Origin of the sequence: Kineosporia sp. A_224 (genome assembly GCF_002198655.1) — a bacterium.
In the GTDB taxonomy this organism is placed as follows: domain Bacteria; phylum Actinomycetota; class Actinomycetes; order Actinomycetales; family Kineosporiaceae; genus R-H-3.
In genome coordinates this window covers 48,522-72,869 of sequence record NZ_MWLN01000188.1, presented here as the reverse complement: position 1 = coordinate 72,869, position 24,348 = coordinate 48,522, and the positions used below count along the sequence as shown (strand labels likewise).

The window sequence follows — 24,348 nt, the reverse complement described above, 5'->3', positions numbered from 1 at the left end:
GCGCTACGCGAGGCCGCGCAGGAACCGGGCCGCGATCGGGGCCGCGGTCTCCCCGCCGGACGCCCCGACGTCGACGAAGACCGCGAACGCCGTCGTGCCCTGCCAGCCGACGAACCAGGCGTGGTTCTTCAGTGCCGTCCCGCTGCCGAACTCGGCGGTCCCGGTCTTGGCGTAGACCGCGCCGCCGGGCACCCCGGCCGCCGCGGTCCCGGTGCCGGAGGTGACGACGGCCCGCATCATCGGCCGGATCTTCGCGGCCTCGGGGATCGGGGTCGTCACGCAGTCCGAGCAGTCCGCGACCAGCCGCGGCTGCCGGTAGGTGCCGCTCGCGACCGCTGCGGCGACGCTCGCCATCTGCAGCGGGCTCGCCTCGACCCGGCCCTGGCCGATCGCGCTCGCCGCGAGCTCGGCGTTGTCCTTCGGGGTCGGGTAGGAGCCGCCGAACGAGGCGACCGGCAGCGGCTGGTCGGCGTTGAAGCCGAGGTCCTCGGCGGCCGAGGCCAGGGCTCCCTCCGGCAGCGACCGGGCCAGCCCGATGAAGGCCGTGTTGCAGCTGTCGGCGAACGCCTCGGTGAGGCTCATCGACCGGTTCGGCGCCTTCTCGTGGTTCTTGAAGATCTTCCCGTAGGAGTTGATCGTCGTCGGGCACGAGACCGTCGACGACGGGGTCTTCCCGTTCCGCAGCGCGGCGAGCGCCGTGACGATCTTGAACGTCGACCCCGGCGCGTACCGACCCGACAGCGCGGGCGGCACGCCGGTGTACGGCCGGTTCGCGACCGCCCGCACCTCACCGGTCCGGACGTCGATCGCGACGATCGCGGCCTTCGACCGGGTCCCGGCGAGCGCCTTCGTCGCGGCCTGCTGGTAGGTGACGTCGAGCGTCGTCCGGACCCCGGGCACCTGGGTGCTGCCGGGGAAGGTCTTGACGACCTTCGCCACGGTCTTGTTCTGCACGTCGACGACGCCGACCGAGCGCTTCTCGTCGCCGCCGAGGTCGTCGGCGAGCACCCGCTGCAGGCCGGTCGCGGACCCCGAGCCGGCGTCGTAGCGTCCGATGACGTTCGCGACGAGGTCCGGCTGCTTCGCCAGCGAGCGGCCCTTGCGGTCGAGGATGTCGCCGCGGCTGTCCGGCGAGGCGACGAGCTCGAGCCGCTGCCCGGTCTTGAGCGTCGGGTACACCGACGCGGCGGTGAAGTGCACCTGCGAGCGCGCGGCCTGCTCGTTCCGGGAGATCGTCAGCTCGGTGGACCAGGTGACGTCCCCGAGGTCCTCGAGCGTGAGTGTCACGGAGAACGGGAGCGAGCCGCCGTCCGCCGCCGGTTCGCCCGGTGCCGTCGAGACCGAGGTGACGCCGAGCCGGCCGTTCATCCCGCCGAGCGCGCGCTCGAGGTTGCCGCCGCTGCTGTCGAGCTGGCCCTGCATCGTCAGCCAGTCGCCGGTCTCCCAGGCGTCGAGGTAGGCGGTGCCGACGGCCTTCGCGGCGACGACCGGGTCCGCGTCGTCCGCACCCGGCACGAGCGTCGGGGTCGGCGTGGGCGTCGCGCTGCGCGTCGCGCTCGGCGCCGCGGCCGCCGTCCGCACGGAGTCACCGCCCCCGAAGAGCGCCACCCCGGCACCCACCGCGGACCCGGCGAGCACCGCGCCCACCGTCACGAGCACGACCACCGTCCGCCGAGACCCTGCCACGTGCTCCAGCCTCTCCCACACCGCCCGGGACGTCGAACCCGGCCCCGAGGCCGGCGTCCACGCAGGGGGACGCGCCCCGGGCGCCGGAGGTTGCCCGGTCCGCCCCGCCCCGGCGGACGGCCCGGAAACAGGTCGGCGGGTGATCCCACCTTTCGCTAGCGTGCGTCCGTGCGGGATCGACGCGGGATGCTCATGCTCAGTGCGGCAGGAGTGCTCTGGGGCACCCTGGGCCCCGCCGTCCGCGCCCTCCAGGACGACGGCCTCGCGACGCTGTCGATCACCTTCTGGCGCCTCGTGCTCGCGACGACCGTGCTGTTCCTCCTCGTCGGCCGGCCCGGCCTGCGCGCGCTGCGCACCGAGGCGTCCCGGCCGTGGCGGCTCGTGCTCGTCGGGGTGCTGTTCGCGGTCTTCCAGACGACCTTCTTCGTGGGTGTCAAGGAGGCCGGCGTCGCCGTCGGGACGCTCGTCACGCTCGGGATCGCGCCGGTCGCGGCGGCCGTCGTCGAGTCGGTCCGGGAGCGGGCGCTGCCTGCGGCCCGGACCGTCGTGACGATCGGCTCGGCGGTCCTCGGGCTCGGGCTGGTCTGCGCGGCGAGCGGGGCGGACGCCGCCGCGGCGCCCCGGCCGCTGCTGGGGATCGCGGCCTCGCTCGTCTCCGGGCTCTCCTACGCGGCCTCGACGATGGTCAGCGGCCCCCTGACCCGTCGGCTCGGGGCGGTCGTCATCACGGCGGCGAGCACCGCCGTGGCCCTGCTCGTCGTGACCCCGTTCGCGCTCGCCGGCGGGGTGGCGATCCCAGTCGGACCACGCACGCTCGTCGGCATCGCCTGGCTCGGCGTCGTGACGACGGTGTTCACGTACGTGCTCTTCTACGCGGGCCTGCGGACGGTGCGGGGCTCGGTCGCGATGATCCTCACGCTCCTGGAGCCGGCGACGGCCGTCGTCATCGCCGTCGTCGCGTTCGGCGAGCCGGTGACGGTCGCCGGGACGATCGGCACCCTCCTGCTCATCGGGGCCGTCGCACTGCTCTACCTCACCCCGCAGGGCGCCCGGATCGAGGCCGGGACACCGCCGCCCGGGTGACCGGCCGGGGTCAAGTGCCGGCGTCGTGGGACCGATAACCATCGGGCAGACGCCAGTGACGTCCGGCCCAGCCCGTGGCCGGACACCGACCGAAGGTGACCCGCCATGCCCGCCACCGTCGTGTACGACGCCCCCGGAGAGGTGACCGTCCGCTTCGACGAGGACGCCGCCGAGATCCTCGCCACCTGGACCAGGTTCGGGGACGAGCGGGTCTTCAAGGACAACCTCGACGTCCAGGCCGACCTCGTCGAGTCCGGCCGGGCCAAGTTCGTCATCGTCGACACCGAGCACACCACCGGCGTCCCGTCCGCCAAGGACCAGGACTACCTCATGCGCTTCGTCTTCCCGCGCTACCGCGAGGGCGGCCTCGAGGCGATCCTCACCGTCGTCCCGCAGAGCGCCCGGACGAAGATGGGCGCCAAGCGGTGGATCCACAGCGGCAACGTGTGGCGCTTCGCGATGTACGAGGTCGCCTCGGTCGAGGACGCCCGCGCGGTCATCGCCGAGAAGCACGCCCGGAGCAGCGTCTCCTGACGGTCAGCGCCGGCGCTTCTTCTTGCCCGCGGCGTCGCCGAACAGCACGCCGGTCACCGGGATGAGCAGGAAGAAGATCCACGACCCCGTGAAGTACCACAGCGCGACGGCGACGAACGGCGACAGCGCGACGAGGGTCTGAGCCGCCTGCGGTGACACGAGCGGCGGCCGCGCGGGCACCGGCGACGTGCTCAGCGGCACGGGCGCGGACGTCGCGTCCTGGCCCCACGGGGGCGCGGCGGGCGGCGCGGACGGCGTGAGGTCGCGACCGGCGGCCGGCGCCGATCCCCAGGCGGCCGCGCCGAGCACGGGGCGCGGCTCGGGCAGGTCGAGGAAGAGCATCTCGAGGTCGGCCCGCGTCCACGCCCGCCGGGCCCGGACGCTGCGGTCCTCGAAGCCCACGTCGTCGAGCCGGCCGGCGTCCCGGTGGACGTCGAGCGCCGCGACGGCGGCGTCCCGGTCGGCCTCGGTGAGCCCGCCCTCGTCGCGTGCCGTCCCGCCGTCGTCCGCCGCGCCGTCCGGCCCCTGGTCCGTCATGCCCTCATCCTGCCCCCGGCGCGGTCCGCCCGGAAGCGGCCTCAGGCCGCGACCCGCAGCGCCGCGAGCCGCACGAGGCCCAGCTCGGACTCCATCGCCGCCGTGTCGACCGTGACGACCGCCCGCCGGCAGTGCGCCCCGAGCTCGCGGAGCCGGGCGAGCTGGTCCCACGTCGCGCCGAGCTGGTCGTCGATGGGGCCGACGTGCTCGCGCAGCGCGGCACCGAGCCGGTGCCGCATGACGAGGATCCGCCACTGCCCGAGGAAGCCACGGAACTCGTCGACGAGGCCGCCGGCCGTCTCGACGAGGTGCCCGACCTCGACCAGGTCGGTGTTCACCCGGAGCGCGGACGAGGAGACGTCCTCGACCCCGGCCCGCAGGGCGTCGCAGAGCACCGGGACGTCGGCGAGCGAGGCGGCGGGCGCCGCACCGTCGACGCACTCGGCGGCGAACGCGGCGACCATGTCGACGTGCAGCTGGGCCAGCGCGATCTGCTGCCGGAGCTGGGCGACGTCCTCGCGCAGGGCCTGCAGCCGCGGGGCGAGGGCGTCGAGCGCGCCGACCGCCTGCCCCATCGGTGCGGCCATCACGGCGGCGACGTTGCGCAGCACCGGCGCGGTGTCCGCGACGGTCGCGCTCGCGGCCTGCGCGACCGAGACGGTCCGGTCGAGCTGGCGGGCCATGCCGGCGACCTGGCCCACGGACTCGCCGAGCGCGTCGGCGAGCGCCCGGTAGGCGTCGAGCCGGCCCACGAGGTCGACGAGCGTGTTGTCCAGCCCGGTCGCCCCCAGGAGGATGTCGGCCGCGGCGCCGGTGGCCAGCGGCCGGGCGAAGCGGTTCTTCACGAGGTCACCGCGGGCGGCCACCTCGGCGGGCAGCGCCTCGAGCATGAACTCGTCGTACGAGCCGAAGCCGAGCTCGGCGAGCCGGCGCTCCAGGGCCAGCGCCCCGGCGTCCGCCACCTCGGCCTTGCCGAGGCCCTCGCGCCGGGCGAGCTCGCGCTCGTCCTCGCGGACGGCGCGCATGAGCCGCCGGGCGGGGTCGTACAGCGGGCTCGCGGGCGCCGTCCGGACCGAGAGGAAGCCGTCCCGGACCGGGGTGATCGTCGCGAAGACCCAGTAGGTCGAGCCGTCCTTGGCGAGGTTCTCGACGTACGCCGCGACGGGCAGGCCGGCGAGCAGCCGGTCCCAGACGACGCGGAACGCGCCGCCCGGCATGTCGGGGTGGCGGACGATGTTGTGCGGGCTCCCGATGAGCTCCTCGAGCGGGTAGCGGGAGATGCGGGCGAACACCGAGTTGCCCGCGCGGATGATCCCGCGGCGGTCGGTCGTGGAGAAGAACAGCTCGTCGGGCAGGACGACGCGCTCGGCGCCCGTCGGCTGGACGGCGGTGGTGAGCGCCATGGGACCTCCCGTTCGCTCCGGCGTGGACGTGTCCGCCTCGGCCGCTCCATAGACGTCACCCGGGCAGCCCGATTACCTAGCGGACAGTATTCTGTACTCTCTGCGACTGACTTGGCACCGGAATCAGATGTTTTCCCGCCAGAACGTCACCACGGCGCACCAAGGGGTCGACGTTGCCTCACCCACAGACGCGACAAGGGGCCTTTGGTCACTTGCCGTGACCAAAGGCCCCTTGGGGACACGGGTGGCGCGGGCTGTAGGCCTGCGCCCGGACCGTCAGAACCGGACCGTCAGAACCGGAGCGTCAGAACTGGATGCCGCGGGTCAGCGCGCCGTCGACGACGAGGTTCGTACCCGTCGTGAAGCTCGAGACCGGGCTCGCGAGGAACACGACCGCGGCGGCCATCTCCTGCGGTGTCCCCATCCGGCCGGTGGGGTTGAGCCCGAGGGCCATGTCGTAGAGCTCACGGTTGCCGTTCTTGATCTGGCTCCAGACACCACCCTCGTGGTACGTGTTGCCGGGCGACACGGTGTTGAAGCGGATGTTCTTCCCGGCGTTCTGGAGAGCCAGCCCCCCGGTGTAGCCGATGAGCGCCGACTTCACAGTGCCGTACGGGCCCGAAGCGAAGTCGGCCTCCCGGCCGGAGACGCTCGAGACGGTCACGGCGGACGCCGCGTCGCTCGCCTCGAGGAACGGCATCGCGGCCTTGTACAGGCGCACGGTCCCCATGAGGTCGACCCGCAGGGACGCCTCCCAGTTCTCGTCGGTGTCCGGGATCGCCAGTGCGCTGACGTTCGAGACGACGACGTCGATGCCGCCGAGCTGCCCGGCCGCGGCCGCGACCCAGGCGGTGAGCGCGTCGCCGTCCCCGACGTCGCACACGCTGCCGAAGACGGTGCCGCCGGCGGCCCCGATCGCCGCGTTCGCCGCCGCGACCTCGCCGGCGTCGCGGGCGCAGAAGGCGACGTGCGCGCCCTCGGCCACGAGGCCCTCGACGACGGCGCGGCCGATGCCCTTGGTGCCACCGGTGACGACGCACCTGCGGCCGGCGAGCTGGAGATCCATGAGTGTCCTTCGACTGGGAGGAGGGGTGGACTACATCGCGCCGAGCGAGGCCGCCCGGGCGCGCAGGTCGGCGTGGATGCCGCCGAACGCGTCCCGGGCGGGCAGCAGACCCTTGGCCGCCTTGACGACGACGCTGAAGTTGGCGTCGACGACGTTGGCGACCGGGACCTCGGTGATCTGCGAGAGCAGCTGGTAGGCGTCCATCGTGTGCAGCCCGTAGAGCTGCTCGAACCAGCGGACCATCTCGACCTGGGCGATCCGCCAGGAGTCCTCCATGGGCCGCGACGAGCCGACCGCCATCCAGTGGTCGTCGGTCTCCAGCCGCGGCCAGGTGCCGGCCGGCGAGGCACCGCCCTTGACGAGGTCGACGATGAGGGTCGTCGTCATGGCGCCCTCGACGGCGGTGCCGCAGGCCTCGCCCTCCCCCTGCCGGTAGTGGCCGTCACCGATCGAGAACAGCGCGCCCTCGACGTTGACGGGCAGGAAGCACGTCGTCCCGGCCCGCATCTCGGGGCTGTCCATGTTGCCGCCGAAGCGCTCCGGCACGAGCGAGGTCCGCACCTCGCCGGCCGCCGGGGCGACGCCGACCGTGCCGAGCATCGGCGCCACCGGCAGCTCGACGACGAGGTCGGAGTGCCGGGCCTCGAAGGCGACGGTGTTCTTCGCCCGGTCGAGGTGGTAGATCCACGTCGTGTCCGGCAGCGCCTCCTGGATCATCGCCGTCCGGTCGGTGCTCGTCAGGCCCCCGAAGAACGGGATGGCCGCCGAGACGCCCCAGTCGCGCGCCGGGGTGAGGTCGACGAAGTGGATCGCCAGGGTGTCCCCCGGCTCCGCGCCCTCGACCCAGAACGGGCCCGTCTGCGGGTTGACGTAGCGCAGGTCGACCTTCTCGCTCGAGAGGTCCGCGACCCCGGTGAGCGCATGGTTGAAGGCGTCCTCGCTCCACAGCCGCAGCGCGGTGCCGGGCCTGACCCGCATGACGGGGGCCGCGCCGCCGAAGGTGTAGGCGAACTGCTCGAAGGTGGGGGTGAACTCCACGACGTCCATGCGCGAAATCTAGGGGTGCGGCGACCCCCGGGCCAACGGCCCGCCGGGTCGTCCGGCGCGGATTGGCCCGGTCGGGTCACGCGCGCAGGCGCACGTGCTCCGGTCCGAGGTCGGCGACCCGGGTCACCCCGAGCAGCTGCATCGTGTGCCGCACCTCGGCGCGCAGGATGTCGTGCACCCGCTGGACGCCGCGCTCGCCGCCGGCCATGAGCCCGTAGAGGTAGGCCCGGCCGACGAGCACCGCGTTCGCGCCGGAGGCGATGCCCGCGACGACGTCCGCCCCGGACAGCACCCCGCCGTCGAGGTAGACCTCGGCCCGGTCGCCGACCGCGGCGACGACCTCGGGGAGCACCTCGAGCGGCACCGGCGCCCGGTCGAGCTGGCGGCCGCCGTGGTTGGAGACGACGACGCCGTCCGCCCCCGCGTCGACGACGGCCCGGGCGTCGTCCGCGCACTGGACGCCCTTGACGACGAGCTTGCCGGGCCAGGCCCCGCGCAGCCAGGCGACGTCGGCGACGGTCGCGGTGGGGTCGAAGATCCGGGACGCGAGGTCGCTCACACTGCCCCCCGAGGACCGGAAGCTCGCGAACTCCAGCGGCTGCGTCGTGAGCAGGTTCGCCCACCACGCCGGGTGGATCGCCATGTCCGCCAGCGTCTTCAGGGTCAGCGACGGGGGGATCGTCAGCCCGTTGCGGACGTCGCGCAGCCGGGGCCCGCCGACCGGGGTGTCGACGGTGAGGACGAGCGCCTCGTAGCCGCTCGCGTGCGCCCGCCGGACGAAGTCGGCGCTCGCCTCGCGGTCGCGCCACAGGTAGAGCTGGAACCAGCGCCGCCCGGACGGCGCGGCCTCGGCGAGCGCCTCGACCGAGGTCGTCCCCATCGTCGAGAGCGCGTAGACCAGCCCTTCGCGCTCGGCGACGCGGGCGACCGCAGGCTCGCCCTCGTGGTGCATCATCCGGGTGAACCCGGTGGGGCCGAAGGCGAACGGGGCCGCGGCCGGCGCCCCGAGGACCGTCGTCGTGAGGTCCACCTCGGAGACGTCGCGGAGCACCCGCGGCCGCAGCTCGACCCGGGCGAAGGCGCTGCGAGAGCGCCGCAGCGCCGCCTCGGTGCCGGCCGCGCCGTCGGTGTAGTCGAAGACCGCCCGCGGGGTCCGGCGCCAGGCGAGCATCCGGACGTCGGCCACGGACGCCGCGGCCGCGAGCCGGGCGGCCGTGCGGTCGAGGGACGGCGGGCGCAGCTGCAGCAGCGGCCTGACCTCGGCCCAGCGCGGCAGCCGGCGCTCCACCGGCACCCGGCCCGGAGCGCTCCCGTCCGCCCGCTGACCTGCCATGCGTGCCGCCTCCTCGCGTCCGCTGCCGGGGCGGCCCTGTCCCCCCGCTCCCGCGCACCCTAGCCTCGGCGCGTGAACCCCGCCCTCCCCCTGGCCGTGGTCGCCGGCCTCGCCCTGCTGGCCTGGTCCGCCGACCACCTCGTGCTCGGGGCGTCCCGGGTCGCCGCCCACCTCGGCGTCCCGACGCTGGTCGTCGGCGTCGTCGTCATCGGCTTCGGCACCTCGACGCCGGAGATGCTCGTGTCCGGGCTCGCGGCGGCCGGTGGCGCGGCGGACGTCGGGGTCGGCAACGTCATCGGCTCGAACCTCGCCAACCTCACCCTGGTGCTGGGGGTCGCCGCGCTCGTCGCCTCGATCGGCGTCCGGTCGACCGTCGTCCGCCGCGAGGTCCCGCTGAGCCTGGCCGCGTCGGGGCTCTTCGCGCTGCTCCTGCAGGACGGGCTGACCCGGCGGGACGGCGTCCTGCTCGCCGCGGCGATGGCGGCCTCGCTGGCCCTGCTGCTGCGGTGGACGGCGCGCGACAGGCGCGCCGCGGACGACGCGAACCTCGTGCCCTCGGTGCTCGAACCGGCCGGCCCCGACCCCGAGCTCGCGCAGGAGGTGCTCGAGATGCTCGCCGACCCGGACGACGACGCCACGCCCGGGGACACCGCCACCTCGCCGGAGCCGGTCCGGCTCCGTCGCGAGGTCTGGCGGACGCTCGGCGGGCTCGTCGGCACCCTCGCCGGTGCGGAGCTGCTCGTCCAGGGTGCGCTCGGCATCGCGACCGCGACCGGGCTGTCCGGCGGGTTCGTCGGCGTGACGATCGTCGCCGTGGGGACCTCGCTGCCCGAGCTGCTCACCGCGGCGCAGGCCGCACGGCGCGGCGAGAGCGACCTCGTCGTCGGCAACCTGCTGGGCTCCAACATCTTCAACGCGCTGACGGTCGGGGCGCTCGTCGCGCTGCTCGCCCCGGGGCGGCCGGGCGGGGACGCCCTCGTCGTCACCGGCTCGCTCGTCATGATGGGCGCCGGGGTGCTGTCGATGCTCTTCATGTGGCGGCGCTACCGCGTCACACGGGTCGAGGGCGCGGTGCTCGTCGCCGCCTACGTCGCCGTGCTGCCGGCGCTCAACGGCTGACCTGCCGTCAGCGCCGGACGGCGACCACCACCCCTTCGGCGGCGGCCACGGCGAGCGGGACGGCGACGAGGGCCGGGTGGGTCAGGTAGCGGACCCGCAGCGTGTCGACCTGGCCCTCGTACAGGGGCGGCCAGTCGTCGGTCGGGGTGAGGTCGTCGAGCACGAGGACGCCGCCGGGGGCGAGCAGGTCCACGACGGCGTCCGGGTCGTCCCGCTTGCCGCCGCCGTCGCAGAAGAGGACGTCGAAGGGGCCGTGGTCGGCGAGCAGCCGCCAGTCGCCGCTGAGCACCCGGACCCGGGCGTCGTCCGCGAACAGCGCAGCGGCCGACCGTGCCCGCTCCGGGTCGCGCTCGACCGTCACGAGCGTGCCGACCGGGACCGCCCCGGCCGGACCCATGCCGCTGTGCAACCAGGCCGCGCCGACCCCGTACCCGGTGCCGGACTCGCCGACCCGGCCGCCCGGCTTGGCGGCCGCCAGCGTCGCGAGCAGCCGGCCGGTCGGGTCGCTGCAGCTCCACGCGAACCCGGCGGCCTGCGCCGCGGCCCGGGCCTGCTGCGCCCGGAGCGGCACCCGCGCGCCGGCGTCCCGCCGTCCGTCACCCCGCCATCCGTCGCCCCGGTCCCCGTCCCCGTCACGGGGCCGATCCTGGCACGGGCTACTTCAGCGTCACCGTCGCCGCCGCCGACTTCACGCTCCGGTTCCCCGCGGCGTCGGTGGCCCGCACGGTGTAGGTGAGCTCGGTGCCCGCGGGGGCGGCGGAGTCCGTCCAGGCCGGCGTCGCCGACCAGCCGACGTACGTGCCGTCGCGGTAGACGAGGTAGCTCTTGACCCCGACGGCGTCGGTGCTCGGCGTCCAGGTGAGCGCGGCACCCCCGGCCGCGGCGGAGACGGCGAGGCCGGTCGGTGCCGTCGGGGACGCGGTGTCCCCGCCCGTCCTGCCGGTGGCGATGCTCACCGCGGCGCCCGCCGAGATGTTCCCGGCGGCGTCCAGCGCGGTCACGGTGACGGTGGCCGAGCCGGCCGGGACGCCCGTGACCTTCGCGGGGCCGGCGGCCGCGTCGACCGACGCGCCACCGGTCACGGCGACCCGGTAGTGGTCGACCCCGACGGCGTCGGTGGAGTCGGTCCACTGCACCTGCAACACCCCGCCACCGAGGTCGACGGCCTCGACGTTCTTCGGCGCGGTCGGCGCGGTGGTGTCGCCGGCCGGCTTGGGGGCAGCCTTGGGGCACAGCTTCGCGATGCCGGAGACCCACATCGAGCGCCCGGCCGCGGCACCGCCCTTGGTGTAGTCGCCGCCGACGTAGAGGCAGCCGTTCGTGTCGCTGCCGACCGCCCACGCACCCTCGACCGCGCCGTCGACGTCGGGCCGGAAGGAGTCGACGAGCGTCTCGGTGCCGGCCTCGTAGGCCATGAGGTGCTTGTGCTTGGTGAACGTCCTCGTCACCGAGCTGTAGTGCGTCGGGCTGGTGCCGACGTAGTCGTCGTTGCAGTGGCAGCCGCCGAAGACGTACTTCCCGATCCGCTCGGCGACCTGGAAGTCCCCGCCCGCGCCGATGTAGTTGCACCATGTGAAGCGGGTCGCCTCGCACCCGTTGTACCCGGTGTGCGAGAAGGCGAGCTGGTCACCGGTCGCGGCGTCGAGCATCTGGAGGATGTGCTCCGAGCCGCCGACGTACACCCGGTCGGCGGTCCCGAGCTCGACGTCGTAGACCTCCATCCGCGCGGTGTTGTTGCGCGGCCGGGCGGTCAGCCCGGTGACGAGGGCGCCGGTGGTGCCGTCGACGACGGCGTAGTTGCTCGTGCCGGAGGCCGCGGCGACGCCGGAGAACCAGCCGCCGAGGTGCACCCGGTTGCGCGGCACGTCGACCGCGATGCCCCACACGCCCGAGCCGGTGACCTCCGGCTTGAAGGTGGTGTCGAGCTTGCCGGTCGTCGCGTCGACCCGGGCCACCTTGAAGACCCCGGTGTGCGTGCTGTTCGGGCCGCTCACCCGGGAGAAGTTGCCCGCCAGGTAGAGCTTGCCGTCGGCGACGACGAGGTCGCGGACGGCGGCGCGCTGGTTCGAGTAGGGCCGCTCGACGGTGTCGGGGAAGGTCGGGTCGACCGCGCACGTCGCGGGGTCGAGGGCGACGAGCCCGGGGCGGGCCACGCCGTTCACGGTGGTGAACTCGCCGCCGACGAGCAGCGAGCCGGTCGGGGAGACCGCCAGGGCGTAGACGGCGTTGTCGAGCGCGGGGCGGCACGAGGAGTCCCAGGCGCCGGTCGTGAGGTCGAACGCCGCGAGGAACGGCTGCCGGACGGCGGACGACGCCGCGTCGGCCTTGACGTCGAGGAACATCCCGCCGACGAAGATCTTCGTGCCCGCCTGGCGGATCGACCACACGGAACTGGCGATGCTCGAGGTCTGGGTGCGGGCCGGATCCGGGGTGAGGACGCCGCCCATCGCCGTCGGCACCATGTTCAGCGTCGACAGGTCGACGGCCGGCTGGTCGACGCCGACGGTCGCGGCGCGCTGCGGGGCCGCGGCAGCAGCGGAGGCAGGCGCCGCCGAGGCCGTCGGCGCCGCGGCGGACAGCCCCGCGACGGCGAGGGCGGCCACGGCGACGGCGACCCTGCCGAGCGGGCGGCTCACAGCTGGTACCCCATCGCCGTGCAGACCTCCAGGACGCTGCGGACGTCGGTGGCCGCGGCCCCGGCGGGCAGCGCGGTGACGGCGTCCCGCAGGCTCGTGCTCTTCGTCTTCTTCACGGCCGAGCGCAGCTGCTTCAGCTGCGCGGCCAGGTCGCCACCGGTCTCCGGCGACCGGAACGCGAACTCCGCACGGGCGCACGCGGTGGCCCCTGCTGCGTCGAGCCGCCACGGCTCGCCGATCTCGTTGCGGGCCTTCGCCGTCGCCGCGTCGCGGTCGAACGCGACCGGCGTCGCGGTCTCGATGGGCTGCACGGCCGGCCCGGTCGGGGTCGCGGCCGCCGTCGCGGAGGAGGTCGCCGGGGTGTGCGTCCCGTCGTCCGCGGGCCCGGAGCACCCGGTGACGCCCGGCACGATCGCGGTGAACAGCAGGGCCGCGACGGCCCCTCGCTTCGACAACACGGCTTCCCAGCTCCTGTCCGGTCCCGATCCTGCGTCTGGGATCGGCTCGGGGAGCCGGGGGACTGAAGGGCGACGGCCGCACAGCATCCCGATGGGTGGCGAGGAGGGGGTCGGTACGTCGTACTACGAGCCGTATGTCCGCCCCGTGGCGGACCTGTCGAGCTCGGCGGTGAGCGCCGGGTTGTCCAGGTCCGCGGCGAGCAGGACCGCGCTCTCCAGGTCGCCCGTGCGGCCGAGCGCAGCGCCGTGGAGCAGCGAGCGGACGACGAGCTCGCGCATCCCGGCCCGGGAGGCCAGCTCCCGCAGCCGCCCCACCCAGACCGTCGTCGCCGGGTGCCCGTGGCGCACCCCGAGCTCGCACTGCGCGTCGAGGATGTACGCCTCGAGCCATACGTACGGGTCGGCGAGCCGTACGCAGCGGGCGGCGGCGTCCGCGAGGAGCCCGAACGCGAGGTCCGCGTCCCCCGTGGCCTCGGCGACGAGGGCGAGCCCGCGACCGGAGATGCCCTCCCAGCAGGGGTCCCCGAGCCGGCAGGCCCGCGCGAAGGCCTGCCGGAGCAGCTCCGCGGCGCCGTCCGCGTCACCGCGCCGCAGCTGGACCTCGCCGCGGATCGCCTGCGGCCACGGCAGGAACGACAGCCAGTGCTCGGCGGTCGCCAGCGCGACGGCCTCGTCGAGGAGCCGGGCGGCCTCGTCCCGGTCCCCGCGCAGCAGGTGCAGCCGGCCGAGCATCGACAGGGCGTAGGCCTCGCGGCGCGGCTCCCCGGCGAGGCGGGCCAGCCGCACCGCCTCGGGCAGCAGGGCGAGCGCCCGCGGGTAGTCGGCACGGTCCGCGGCCACCGAGCCGAGGTAGGTCGTGGCCTTGGCCGCCACCGCGGGCGAGCTCCCGGCGAGCGCGAGCGCGTCTGCGAGGTGTCGCTCGGCGCGGTCGTACCGGGCGCGCAGGAAGTCGACGTACCCCAGCTCGGCGCGCGCCTGGGCGGCGGCCTCGGTGCGGCCGGCGTCGACAGCGATCCGGTCCGCCTCGTGGAGCGCGGCGAGGCCGTCCTCGTCGAGCCCGCGGGTGGCGTGCACGAGCGCCTCGCCGAGGGCGATCCGGGCCCGGATCCGCAACCCGGTGAGGCCCCCGGCGTCGGCGAACCGGGCCGCGGTCCGCAGCGAGGTGATGCCGGCGTCGACGGCGCCCGCGGAGACCGCGGCGACCCCGGCCTCGACGAGCGCGTCGACGTCCGCCTCGTCGGTGACGCCCGGAAGCCCCTGCGGCGGCCGGCGCATCGCGGCCATGACCACCGGCCCGGGCTCGACCCCGAGCTCGCGGGCCAGCAGCTCCGTACAGGTCTCGAGCTGTGCCCGGGCGGCCTCGTCGTCGCCCGCCGTCCGGTAGAGCCGGATGAGCAGCGCCTGGTGGTTCTCGTCGAGCGGCTCCCGCGCGACGAGCCGGACGGCGTACGCGGTGGCGCCCGGGAGGTCCCCGGCGGACATCGCCCCGAGCGCCGCCTCGTGCAGCGCCGCCTCGCAGGCCGCCGACGCGTGCCGGCGCTGCCCGAGCAGCCAGGTGTCGAACGCCGCGGAGCCGCGCACGGCGAGGCCCTCGAGCAGCTCTGCCTCGACGTCGACTGCGGCGACGGCGTCCGGCCACGCACCGCGGGTGACGACGTCGAGGTCGACGACCGTCCCCGGCGGGAGCCGCAGGACGAGCGGGTCGCCCTCGAGCACCGTGCCGGCCCCGAGGCCCCGCCGGACCTCCGCGAGGCTCCAGCGCAGGGCGCGTGCCGGGTCGTCGGCGTCCGGGAAGAGCAGCGCGGACAGCTGGCTGCGGCTCGGCGGCCGCTCGGCCCGCAGCAGGTAGGCCAGGACGGCCCAGCTCTTCCGGCTGCGGAACTGGTAGGCCGGCCCGGCACCGCGCAGGAGGGCCGGGCGGCCGAGCAGCTTGACGGTGAGGTTCACGCGGTCCCCCGGCGCCGGCGGGTCCGGACGTGTGCACGGTACCCGCCGGCGCCGAAGGTCACGCGTGCTCGCTGACCGGGAAGATCTCGTCGGCGACGAGCCCGTGCGCCTTCCGGTGCACCTCGTTGGCCGCGTCGGCCGACGGCGCGTCGACGAGGCAGAAGATCTTCCCGGCCTCCTCGTCGACCCAGTACTTCAGGTAGTGGACGCCGTGCGCGTCCTGGGTGGCGAGGTCCGCCGCGTGCGCGCCGGCGACGTCGGCGCCGCTGACGCCTCCCTCGATCGTGTGGATGTCCATGAACAGTGGCATTCGACGGGTCCTGTCGTCCGCGCCCCGCCGCCGGTCGGCGGGGCTGGTGGACCCATCGCACCGGGCCGGTGTTTGACGGTGCGTGTGACGCCGGACCCGGCACGGCGACCGTCAGGGGCCGGCCTGCTCCGTCACCTCGTCGTCCGCGCCGCTGCGGGCGAACTGGCTGCGGTAGAGGTCGGCGTAGACCCCGCCGCGCGCGAGCAGCGTCTCGTGGTCGCCCTGCTCGACGACCCGGCCGGACTCGAGCACGAGGATCGTGTCGGCGCCGCGGATCGTGGAGAGCCGGTGCGCGATGACGAAGCTCGTCCGGCCGTGCCGCAGCCGGTTCATGGCCTCCTGGATGAGCACCTCGGTGCGGGTGTCCACCGAGCTCGTCGCCTCGTCGAGGATGAGGATCGACGGGTCCGCGAGGAACGCCCGGGCGATCGTCAGGAGCTGCCGCTCCCCCGCGCTGACGTTGCTCGCGTCGTCGTCGAGGACGGTGTCGTAGCCGTGCGGCAGGGTCCGGACGAAGTGGTCGACGTGCGCCGCCCGGGCCGCCTCGAGCACCTGCTCGTCCGACGGGTCCGTCGCGCCGTACGCGATGTTGTCGTGGATCGTGCCGCCGAAGAGCCAGGCGTCCTGCAGCACCATGCCGAAGGAGCGCCGCAGGTCGTCGCGGGTCAGCCGGCGGACGTCCACGCCGTCCAGGGTGATCCGGCCGCCGTCCAGCTCGTAGAACCGCATGAGCAGGTTGACGAGCGTCGTCTTGCCGGCCCCGGTGGGGCCGACGATCGCGACCGTCTGGCCGGGCAGCGCCTCGAGGGAGAGGTCCTCGATGAGCGGCTTGTCGGCCTCGTAGCGGAAGGAGATCCGGTCGAAGACGACGTGCCCGCTCGGCGTCGGCAGCACGACGGGCTCCGGGTCGTCCGGCTCCTCCTCGGGCTCGTCGAGGAGCTCGAAGACCCGCTCCGCCGAGGCCAGGCCGGACTGGACGACGTTCGTGATGCTCGCGAGCTGGGTGATCGGCATCGTGAACTGGCGCGAGTACTGGATGAACGCCTGGACGTCGCCGAGCGACATCGCGCCCGACGCCACCCGCAGCCCGCCGAGGACGGCGATCCCGACGTACGACAGGTTCCCGATGATGTTCATCGCGGGCATGATGATCCCGCTGACGAACTGGGCCTTGAACGAGGCCTTGTACATCTCCTCGTTCGCCGCGTCGAACGTCTCGAGCGAGGCGTCGCTGCGGCCGAAGACCTTGACGAGGTCGTGCCCCGAGTAGGTCTCCTCGACGTGGCCGTTGAGCGTGCCCGTCCATTTCCACTGCAGCGCGAACTGCGGCTGCGAGCGCTTCGCGACGAGCATCGTCACGACGATCGACAGGGGCACGCTGACGAGCGAGATCAGCGCGAGCAGCGGGCTGATCCAGACCATCATGACGAGCACGCCGAGCACCGAGAACAGGCTCGTGATGAGCTGCGTCAGCGTCTGCTGGAGGGTCTGGCTGATGTTGTCGATGTCGTTCGTGACGCGGGAGAGGATGTCGCCGCGCGGGTGCGAGTCGAAGTACCGCAGCGGGAGCCGGCCGAGCTTGAGGTCGACCTCCTCGCGCAGCAGGAAGATCGTCCGCTGCGTCACGCCCGCCATGACGTACTGCTGGACCCACATGAACAGCGACGAGAGCACGTAGACCGCGACGACGACGAGCAGCGAGGTGCGCAGCGCCCCGAAGTCCACGCCGACGCCGGGGACGACGTCCATCGCCGAGAGCATGTCGGCCTGGGTGGTGTCCCCCGCGGCGCGCAGCCGCTCGATCACCTGCTCCTTGGTCACCCCCGCGGGCAGCTGCTGGCCGACGACGCCGGCGAACAGGATGTTCGTCGCGTTGCCGAGGAGCTTCGGGCCGGCCACCGCGAAGGCCTGCGCGACGACCGCGGAGCCGATGACGAGGCCGATGAGCATCCGCTCGGGGCGCAGCCGGGCGAGCAGCCGGCGGGCCGTCGCCCCGGCGTCCCGGGCCTTCTCCGTCGGCATCCCCATGCCGCCCATCGGGCCGTGCCCGCCACCGGGGCCGCGCATCGGGCCGCCGGGGCCACGGGCCGGACCGCCCGCCGCAGGGCCGCGCGCGGCCGTCTGGGCCGTCACGCCGCACCTGCCGCGGCGAGCTGGGACGACACGATCTCCGCGTACGTCGGGCACGACTCCAAGAGCTCGTCGTGGGTGCCGGTGCCGACGACCCGGCCGCCGTCGAGGACGACGATGCTGTCGGCGTCGAGGATCGTGCTGATCCGCTGGGCGACGATGACGACGCTGGCCTGCGTCGTCTCCCGGGCGAGCGCGGCTCTCAGCCGGGCGTCGGTCGCGTAGTCGAGGGCGGAGAAGCTGTCGTCGAAGACGTAGACGGCCGGACGGCGCACGAGCGCGCGGGCGATGGAGAGCCGCTGCCGCTGGCCGCCGGAGAAGTTGGCGCCCGCCTGGTCGACCCGCGAGTCCAGGCCGTCGGGCATCGCGCGGACGAAGTCCGCGGCCTGGGCGACCTCGAGGGCGTGCCACAGCTCCTCGTCGGTCGCGTCCGGGCGGCCGAAGCGCAGGTTCGTCGCGACGGTCCCGTTGAAGAGGAAGGCCTTCTGGGGCACGATCCCGAGCCGGCGCCAGACGTCCTCCTGGCGCATCGCGCGGACGTCGACGCCGTCGAGGAGCACGGCGCCCGCCGTCACGTCGTAGAGCCGCGGCAGCAGGTTGACGAGCGTCGTCTTGCCGGAGCCGGTGCTGCCGACGACGGCCGTCGTCCGGCCGGGCTCGATGCGCACGCTGACCCCGCGCAGCACGGGCTCCTCGGCGCCGGGGTACCCGAACTCGACGTCCCGCAGCTCGACGACGCCGCGGGGCGGGCCGGGCTCGACCGGCCGTTCGGGGTCGTGCACCGCGGGGACCGTGTCGAGCACGGCCTGGATCCGCTCGGCGGACGCCGCGGCGCGCGGCACCATGACCGCCATCATCACGGCCATCATGACGCTGAAGAGGATCTGCATCATGTAGCTGAGGAACGCCGTCATGTCGCCGATCTGCATCCGGCCGCTGTCGATGAGGCGGCCGCCGAACCACACGATGAGCACGCTCGACACGTTGATGACGAACATGATCGCCGGCATCGTCAGGGCGAAGAGCCGCGTCACGCGCAGCGTCGTGTCGGTGAGGTCGGCGTTCGCCTCGGCGAACCGGGCCTCCTCGTGCCGGGTCCGGACGAACGCCCGGACGACGCGCACACCGGTGAGCTGCTCGCGCATGACCTGGTTGATCCGGTCGATCTTCGTCTGCACGGCGCGGAACAGCGGGATGGCCCGGCTGAGGATCACGGCGATGAACGCGAGCATGACCGGGATGACGACGGCGATGAGGCCGGACAGCCGGACGTTCTCGCGCAGCGCCATGATGACGCCGCCGACCGCGGTGATCGGCGCGGACACCATGAACGCCAGGCCCATGAGGACGACCTGCTGCACCTGCTGGACGTCGTTCGTGTTGCGCGTGATGAGGGACGGCGCCCCGAAGTCGTTGACCTCGCGCAGCGAGAAGCCCTGCACCCGGCGGAAGATCGCCGACCGGACGTCCCGGCCGAAGCCCATCGACGCGAGCGCGCTGTACCAGGCGCCGGCGATCGCGGCCAGCGCGAGCCCGGCCGTCACCGCGAGCATCACACCGCCGGTCCGCACGATGTAGCCGGTGTCGCCGGTGACGACGCCGTTGTCGATGATGTCGGCGTTGAGGCTCGGCAGGAGCAGGTTGCCGATCGCCTGGACGAGGAGCAGGACGACGACGATCCACACCTGCCGCCGGTACGGCTGCAGATACGTGCGCAGAAGCCGGGTCACGGGGCTCCCTCCGCCGGCACGGGGCCGGACGATCCAGGGTCGGACGATGCAGGGTCGGGGCTGAACGGACCGGTCGCGGCGTCCTCGAGGTCGGCCGTCTCGCACCACGCGGTCATGAGCCGCGCGAGGTCGCGCAGGTCCTGCTCGGGCAGCCGGGCCAGCGAGCGGTCGAGGAACTCGGTGAGCGCGGTGTCGACGAGGGCCTGCAGGCCGGTCCCCACCGGGGTGAGCCGGACGACCGTCTGCCGCGCGTCGTCCGGGTCGGTGGCCCGCTCGACGAGCCCGGAGCGCTCCATCCGCTGGAGCATCCGGGTGACGGTCGGGGCGGAGAGCATGAGCATCTCGGCGATGTCGCGCTGGCTGACGCCGTCCCGCTGGGCGAGCACCCGCAGGCACATCGCCTGACCGGGGTGCAGCTCGTGGCGGGAGAGCACGCGTTGCAGGAGCAGCCGCTGCCGGTGGACCAGCCGCAGGAACGCCTCGTGGACCTGGGTGGTCAGGGGAGCACCGGCCGTCACGTGACAGCCGGCCGGACGCTCCGCGGGATCCACGCGGAGAACGTTAGCCCCGCAACTGTTAGCCCCGCAATCCCGTTTCGGGAGGTCAAGCGGATCGGTCCGGTGGCCGATGGGTGGAGCATGCAATCCTCGGGCATGGTCGTCGCGCCCGAGTGGTCCGCCGCGGACCCCGCGCACGCCGAGGCGGTGGTCGCCGGCTACGCGCTGCTCGAGCAGTCGCAGAGCGGGCCGCTCGGCACCGCGCCGACCGACCTCCTCGACCTGGCGGCCGCCCGCGGCTGGCACGACGTCGCGCTGCTCAGCCACTACGCGGTCTACGCGCACGCCCTGCTCAACGGGGACGACTCCGTGGAGCTCATCGACCGGATGGAGGCCGAGGCCGAGGCCGCCGACGACGACGCCCTGCGCGCGCTCGTCGTCGCGACCCGCGGCGAGCTCCCCGAGCGCGACCGGGGCGAGGGCCCGGCCGCACCGGACGCCGCGCTCGCCCGGGCGGTCGCGCTCCTCGACGACGGCCGCGGCTCCGCCGTCCACCGCCCCGTCGCCTACATCGCGTGCGGCCTGGGCTACGGCCACCGCAACCTCTGGGAGCTCGAGGAGGAGATGTACGAGCGGGCCGACGAGGCGCTCGCCGTGCCGCTGCCACCGGGCCTGGAGGGCACCCGTCTGTTCAACCGGCGCGTCGTGGCACTGAACCGCAGCGAGGCGCACGCCGCCTGGACGTGCGCGCTCGCCGAGGCCGGCCTCACCGACGACGCCCGCCGGCGCGCCGCCGACCGGCGCCCGCTGCCCGCGGACGTCGTCCACGACCTGCCGCCGCAGTGGCTGCGGGACAACGCGTCCGTGCACTACCTGCTCGCCGCGATCGCCGGTGACACCGAGCCCGCGCCGTACGACGAGGTCTGCGCCGGCGTCGAGACCTCGTCGTGGCCCGGGTACCTCGGCTGCGCCCGCCTCGGCGGTGCGGTCCGCGCGCTCGCGGCGGGCCGGGACGACGTCGCGGCCGACCTCGTCGAGCAGTCCCTCACCCGGCTCAGCGACGACTACCTGCCGACGATCCGGATGATGGCCCTCGGCGTCGCCGCCCGGCTCGGCGCGACACCTGCCTCGACCCGCTACGTCGACGAGCTGACGGCCCTGCGCTGGAGCGCCCGGATCAAGCTCCTCGGCGCGGCCCGGGCCCGCCTGGAGGCGGAGCGGATCAAGCTCGAGAACGCCCGGCTCGCCGAGCGCGCCTACCTCGACGAGCTGACCGGCGCAGCGAACCGGCACGCCTACGCCCGGCACCTCACGCGGCTGCGGCGCAACCCCGAGGACCACCACCTCGCGGTGCTCATGGTCGACCTGGACCACTTCAAACGGGTCAACGACGTCCTCGGCCACGCCGTCGGGGACGACGTCCTGCGCCGCGTCGTCGCCGTCCTCGCCGAGCACTGCCGACCGTCTGACCTCGTCGTCCGGCTCGGCGGCGACGAGTTCGTGCTGCTGCTGGACACCGTCCACGGCCAGGACGCACGGCGCCGCGGCGACCAGATCGTCGACGCCGTCCACGCGCTCGGCTGGGAGGACCTGTCCCCCGGCCTCCGGGTGACGGTGAGCGCCGGCCTGGCGGTCGGCCCCTCCCCGGCCGTGGACGACCTGCTCCGGGCAGCGGACACCCAGCTCTACCGGGCCAAGGCGCTCGGCCGCGGACGGCTCTGCACCGACGCCTGACGTCCATCTGCGCGACCGTCGACCGTGGTCGACCGCCACGGGCCGCGTGGGCGACAATGACGGACCCGGGGGGATGGGAGGCGGCCCGTGGACGCCGGCGAGGGCACCGACGCGCGCACGCGCGACGCGCTCGAACGCGTCCGCCTCGTGCTGCACACCCTCGTCGCGACGCCGGACGAGACCGACGCGCCGACGCTCGTGCTCACCCAGGCCGTCGCCGGTTGCGGCGCGACGACCGGCGCCCTCCTGCGCATCGGGGCACAGGGCGCGCTCGAGGTCGCGGCCGCCGTCGGGCTCGGGCCGCACGACCTCGCCCGGTACGCCGGAGGGCTCGTCCCGGGCACCCCGGTGGCCCACGCCGCCGTCCTGCGGGAGCCCGTCCTGCTCTCATCGCGCGCGGAGCACGAGGAACGCTTCCCGGCCCTGGCCGGCACGGCCGGCCCGCAGGGCGCGTCGGCGACGCTGCCGCTGGTGGTCGGCGCACGGCTCGTCGGCCTGCTCCTGCTCGGCTGGGCCGACGAGCGCCGCCCGGACCGGGACGGGGCGGCCTTCCTCACGACCGTCGCCGACCTCGCGGGGCTCGCGCTGCGCGCCGGCGCCGACGCACCGCCGCCGCGTGCGCCGTCCGGTCCGCCGGTCCCCTCCCCGGCGCATCCCGCGGACGTCACCGTCCCCGCCCCGGGCCAGGAGGTGCGCGCCCTCCTGCGGGCGCTGTTCGAGGAGGCCCCGATCGGGCTCGCCCTCCTCGACCCCGACCTGCGGTTCGCCATGGTCAACCCGGCCCTCGCCGCCGTCAACGGGGTGCCCGTCGAGGACCACCTCGGCCGCCACCTCACCGACGTGCTCCCGGACATCGGGGACGACGCGGTCGCCGTCCTGCGCCGGGTGCTCGAGACCGGCGAGCCGCTGCGGGACGTCGAGATCACCGGCCGGACGCCCGCCTCCCCCCACCTGAGGACCTGGGTCGAGGACTTCCACCGGGTGCGGTCGCCGTCCGGCGAGGTGCTCGGTGTCGTCGCGGTGCTCTCCGACGTCACGGCGCAGCGGCGCAGCGAGCGCCGGCTGCGCCAGCTCATCGACTCGCTCTTCTCCTTCGTCGGGCTCTGCCTGCCCGACGGGACGCTCGTCGAGGCGAACCGGACGGCGGTCGAGGCCGGCGGGCTGACGATGGCGGACGTCGTCGGCCGCAAGCTCTGGGAGACCTCCTGGTTCACCTGGGACGACGACGTCGTCCAGCGTGCGCACGCGTCGGTGCTCGCGGGGCAGCGCGGCCGGACGAGCCGGTTCGAGCTCGAGGTGCGGATGGCGCACGGCACGATCCTCATCGACTACCAGCTGGTGCCGGTCGTCGAGGACGGCGCGGTCGTCGCACTCGTGCCGTCCGCGACCGACATCACCGCCCGGCGCCGGTCGGTGGACCAGGCCACGGCGCTCGCCGTCCTCGCCCGCCGGCTCAACGCCGCCGCGACCGTGGCCGAGGTGGGCGACGCGATCGGCGTGCACGCCAGCGCGGCGGTCGGCAGCCGGTTCGCCACGGTCGGGCTCGCCGACCCCGACGGCGGGACGCTCTCCCTGCTCCAGCCTCCCGACCTCCCCGAGGAGCTCAGGCTGCGCTACCGGGCGCTGCCGCTGAGCTCGCCGCTGGACGTCGTCCGCGCCGTCCGGGAGCAGCGCACCGTCGTCCTCAGCGACCCGGTCCGGCCGCGGGACGTCGGCGGCGACGCCGGTGTCGCCGCCCAGGTGCAGGCCGACCGCGCCGCCGCCGGCGTGACGCTCTCGGTGGCGACGCCGCTGCTCGACGCGGCGGGCCGGGCGTTCGGGGCGCTCACGATGGGCTGGGCCAGCACCGACTCCCTCGACGACGAGCTGACCGCGCGGGTCGAGACCGTCGCCGAGCTGTGCGCTCAGGCGTTCGAGCGGGCCCGGCTCACCGACGCCCACGTGGTGGCCGCGCAGCGCACCGGTGCGCTCGCCGAGCTCGCGCAGGAGCTGGCCTCCGCCGTCACCGCCGCGGACGTCGCCTGCGCGGTGGGCCGGCTCGCTCCCGCCGTCGTCGGCGCGTCCCGGGCGCGGCTGCGGATCCTCGAGGGCGAGCAGCCGGTCCGGCCGGAGAGCGCGGCGCTGTCCGCGCTCGGGGCCACGGACCTCGCGGCGGCCCACCGGCCGGCGTCCGTCGTCCTCGTCCTGCGCGACAGCACGGACTCCCCGCTCGGGACCCTCGAGCTCGGCTGGGACGTGCCCGTCGTCCTCGACCCGGTGCTGCGGGCCACCCTCGACACCGTCACGGAGCTCTGCGGGCAGACCGTCGAGCGGGCCCGGCTGCACGCCGCGGAGCACGAGCTCGTCGAGGGGCTCCAGCGCCGCTTCCTGCGACCGATGCCCGAGGTCGACGGCCTGGAGATGCACGCGACCTACCGGGCCGCGCAGACGTCGGTCGGGATCGGCGGCGACTTCTACGACGGGCTCGTCCTGCCCGACGGCCGGCTCGCCGTCGTCCTCGGCGACGTCGCCGGGCACGGGATGGAGGCGGCGGCCGACATGGCCCAGCTGCGCACCGTGCTGTCGACGCTGCTCGCCGCCGGCGTGCCGCTGGAACGGGTCTTCGACCGGGCCGAGCAGGTGACCGGGCAGGTGGCGACGGTCTCGCTCGCGACGGCGGTCGTCGCGGTCGTCGACGTCACCGCCGGGACGCTCACGTACACGCACGCCGGTCACCCGCCGCTCGTCCTGCGGGGGCCGGACGGCGCGACCGCACCGCTCGAGGGCGCCCGCGGGCCGCTGCTCGGGGTGAGCGGGCTCGTCGACCGCTCGGGGCAGCCGTCGCGGGGTGCGCCGGTCACCGTCCCGTTCCCGCCCGGGAGCGCGCTCGTCGGCTACACCGACGGCCTCGTCGAGGACCGGCTCGCGACGCTCGACGACGGGATCACCGCGCTCGTCGGGGCGGCCGCCGCGGTGGTCCTCACCGGCCCCGACGGCCGCTGGGCGCCCGGGTCGGCGGACCGGGTCGCCGAGGCGGTGCTCGCCCGGTGCATCGGCGAGCGCGCCCTCGCCGACGACGTGGCGCTCCTCGTGCTGACCCGGCCGCCGGTCTGAGGTTC

General features: G+C 74.8%; 19 protein-coding genes. 5 read left to right on the top strand and 14 right to left on the bottom strand.

The genetic code is table 11. The annotated features are described in order from the left end of the window. Window positions 1-3 precede the first annotated feature (3 nt). Window positions 4-1,686: a penicillin-binding transpeptidase domain-containing protein gene (locus EDJALFJO_RS19975; protein WP_143448670.1), complete on the bottom strand. Its 1,683-nt coding sequence runs from the start codon at window positions 1,684-1,686 to the stop codon at window positions 4-6. A 168-nt stretch (window positions 1,687-1,854) separates the two neighbouring features. Here EDJALFJO_RS19975 and EDJALFJO_RS19970 point away from each other — a divergent pair, with 168 nt between their 5' ends. Continuing rightward, window positions 1,855-2,769, top strand: coding sequence for a DMT family transporter (locus tag EDJALFJO_RS19970; RefSeq protein ID WP_143448669.1), 915 nt, complete (start codon window positions 1,855-1,857; stop codon window positions 2,767-2,769). A 105-nt stretch (window positions 2,770-2,874) separates the two neighbouring features. Next, window positions 2,875-3,303, top strand: a complete 429-nt coding sequence (locus tag EDJALFJO_RS19965; protein ID WP_088288061.1) for a hypothetical protein — start codon at window positions 2,875-2,877, stop codon at window positions 3,301-3,303. Between the two features lie 3 nt (window positions 3,304-3,306). On the opposite strand, the gene EDJALFJO_RS19960 is transcribed toward EDJALFJO_RS19965, so the two are convergent. From EDJALFJO_RS19960 to EDJALFJO_RS19940, 5 genes are all read right to left on the bottom strand, one after another. After that, complete coding sequence (locus tag EDJALFJO_RS19960; RefSeq protein ID WP_088288060.1) at window positions 3,307-3,840, bottom strand: DUF1707 domain-containing protein; 534 nt, start codon at window positions 3,838-3,840, stop codon at window positions 3,307-3,309. Between the two features lie 41 nt (window positions 3,841-3,881). Continuing rightward, window positions 3,882-5,243, bottom strand: coding sequence for a PAS domain-containing protein (locus tag EDJALFJO_RS19955; RefSeq protein WP_088288059.1), 1,362 nt, complete (start codon window positions 5,241-5,243; stop codon window positions 3,882-3,884). Window positions 5,244-5,547: 304 nt separating this feature from the next. Continuing rightward, complete coding sequence (locus EDJALFJO_RS19950) at window positions 5,548-6,309, bottom strand: SDR family NAD(P)-dependent oxidoreductase (RefSeq protein WP_088288058.1); 762 nt, start codon at window positions 6,307-6,309, stop codon at window positions 5,548-5,550. Between the two features lie 30 nt (window positions 6,310-6,339). Continuing rightward, a complete protein-coding gene (locus EDJALFJO_RS19945; protein ID WP_088288057.1) occupies window positions 6,340-7,356 on the bottom strand; it encodes an acetamidase/formamidase family protein in 1,017 nt (338 codons plus the stop codon). Between the two features lie 76 nt (window positions 7,357-7,432). After that, entirely contained in the window at window positions 7,433-8,689 is a 1,257-nt protein-coding gene (locus EDJALFJO_RS19940; protein WP_088288056.1) for an alpha-hydroxy acid oxidase, read from the bottom strand. 72 nt (window positions 8,690-8,761) lie between these two features. Here EDJALFJO_RS19940 and EDJALFJO_RS19935 point away from each other — a divergent pair, with 72 nt between their 5' ends. After that, entirely contained in the window at window positions 8,762-9,808 is a 1,047-nt protein-coding gene (locus tag EDJALFJO_RS19935; RefSeq protein ID WP_198950476.1) for a calcium/sodium antiporter, read from the top strand. Window positions 9,809-9,815: 7 nt separating this feature from the next. Here EDJALFJO_RS19935 and EDJALFJO_RS19930 read toward each other — a convergent pair whose 3' ends face one another. From EDJALFJO_RS19930 to EDJALFJO_RS19895, 8 genes are all read right to left on the bottom strand, one after another. After that, window positions 9,816-10,379, bottom strand: coding sequence for an O-methyltransferase (locus tag EDJALFJO_RS19930; RefSeq protein ID WP_088288055.1), 564 nt, complete (start codon window positions 10,377-10,379; stop codon window positions 9,816-9,818). 85 nt (window positions 10,380-10,464) lie between these two features. Then, the gene (locus EDJALFJO_RS19925; protein ID WP_088288054.1) at window positions 10,465-12,444 is read right to left on the bottom strand and encodes a delta-60 repeat domain-containing protein; all 1,980 of its coding nucleotides are present in this window, start codon (window positions 12,442-12,444) and stop codon (window positions 10,465-10,467) included. Further along, a complete protein-coding gene (locus EDJALFJO_RS34475) occupies window positions 12,441-12,902 on the bottom strand; it encodes a hypothetical protein (protein WP_088288053.1) in 462 nt (153 codons plus the stop codon). Before EDJALFJO_RS34475 ends, EDJALFJO_RS19925 begins: the two co-directional genes overlap by 4 nt. Window positions 12,903-13,025: 123 nt before the next feature. Then, window positions 13,026-14,849, bottom strand: coding sequence for a tetratricopeptide repeat protein (locus EDJALFJO_RS19915; protein ID WP_088288052.1), 1,824 nt, complete (start codon window positions 14,847-14,849; stop codon window positions 13,026-13,028). A gap of 58 nt (window positions 14,850-14,907) precedes the next feature. Then, a complete protein-coding gene (locus EDJALFJO_RS19910; protein WP_088288051.1) occupies window positions 14,908-15,159 on the bottom strand; it encodes a DUF4242 domain-containing protein in 252 nt (83 codons plus the stop codon). 111 nt (window positions 15,160-15,270) lie between these two features. Next, on the bottom strand, window positions 15,271-17,226 hold the full coding sequence (locus tag EDJALFJO_RS19905; protein WP_088288113.1) for an ABC transporter ATP-binding protein: 1,956 nt from the start codon (window positions 17,224-17,226) through the stop codon (window positions 15,271-15,273). Between the two features lie 62 nt (window positions 17,227-17,288). Then, window positions 17,289-19,019, bottom strand: a complete 1,731-nt coding sequence (locus tag EDJALFJO_RS19900) for an ABC transporter ATP-binding protein (RefSeq protein WP_088288050.1) — start codon at window positions 19,017-19,019, stop codon at window positions 17,289-17,291. Continuing rightward, complete coding sequence (locus EDJALFJO_RS19895; protein WP_143448667.1) at window positions 19,016-19,570, bottom strand: MarR family winged helix-turn-helix transcriptional regulator; 555 nt, start codon at window positions 19,568-19,570, stop codon at window positions 19,016-19,018. The genes EDJALFJO_RS19900 and EDJALFJO_RS19895 overlap by 4 nt, the downstream gene beginning before the upstream one ends. Before the next feature lie 102 nt (window positions 19,571-19,672). Between EDJALFJO_RS19895 and EDJALFJO_RS19890 the strand changes: the two genes are divergently transcribed. Continuing rightward, on the top strand, window positions 19,673-21,250 hold the full coding sequence (locus EDJALFJO_RS19890) for a GGDEF domain-containing protein (RefSeq protein WP_088288048.1): 1,578 nt from the start codon (window positions 19,673-19,675) through the stop codon (window positions 21,248-21,250). Between the two features lie 87 nt (window positions 21,251-21,337). Further along, a complete protein-coding gene (locus EDJALFJO_RS19885) occupies window positions 21,338-24,343 on the top strand; it encodes a SpoIIE family protein phosphatase (RefSeq protein ID WP_088288047.1) in 3,006 nt (1,001 codons plus the stop codon). The last annotated feature ends 5 nt before the right edge of the window (window positions 24,344-24,348 follow it).

Coding starts and splice junctions, on each gene's coding strand:
- EDJALFJO_RS19950 (WP_088288058.1), bottom strand. CDS start 6,309: ATGGATCTCCAGCTCGCCGGCCGCAGGTGCGTCGTCACCGGTGGCACC.
- EDJALFJO_RS19955 (WP_088288059.1), bottom strand. CDS start 5,243: ATGGCGCTCACCACCGCCGTCCAGCCGACGGGCGCCGAGCGCGTCGTC.
- EDJALFJO_RS19910 (WP_088288051.1), bottom strand. CDS start 15,159: ATGCCACTGTTCATGGACATCCACACGATCGAGGGAGGCGTCAGCGGC.
- EDJALFJO_RS19945 (WP_088288057.1), bottom strand. CDS start 7,356: ATGGACGTCGTGGAGTTCACCCCCACCTTCGAGCAGTTCGCCTACACC.
- EDJALFJO_RS19965 (WP_088288061.1), top strand. CDS start 2,875: ATGCCCGCCACCGTCGTGTACGACGCCCCCGGAGAGGTGACCGTCCGC.
- EDJALFJO_RS19905 (WP_088288113.1), bottom strand. CDS start 17,226: ATGCGCGGCCCCGGTGGCGGGCACGGCCCGATGGGCGGCATGGGGATG.
- EDJALFJO_RS19960 (WP_088288060.1), bottom strand. CDS start 3,840: ATGACGGACCAGGGGCCGGACGGCGCGGCGGACGACGGCGGGACGGCA.
- EDJALFJO_RS19940 (WP_088288056.1), bottom strand. CDS start 8,689: ATGGCAGGTCAGCGGGCGGACGGGAGCGCTCCGGGCCGGGTGCCGGTG.
- EDJALFJO_RS19890 (WP_088288048.1), top strand. CDS start 19,673: ATGGTCGTCGCGCCCGAGTGGTCCGCCGCGGACCCCGCGCACGCCGAG.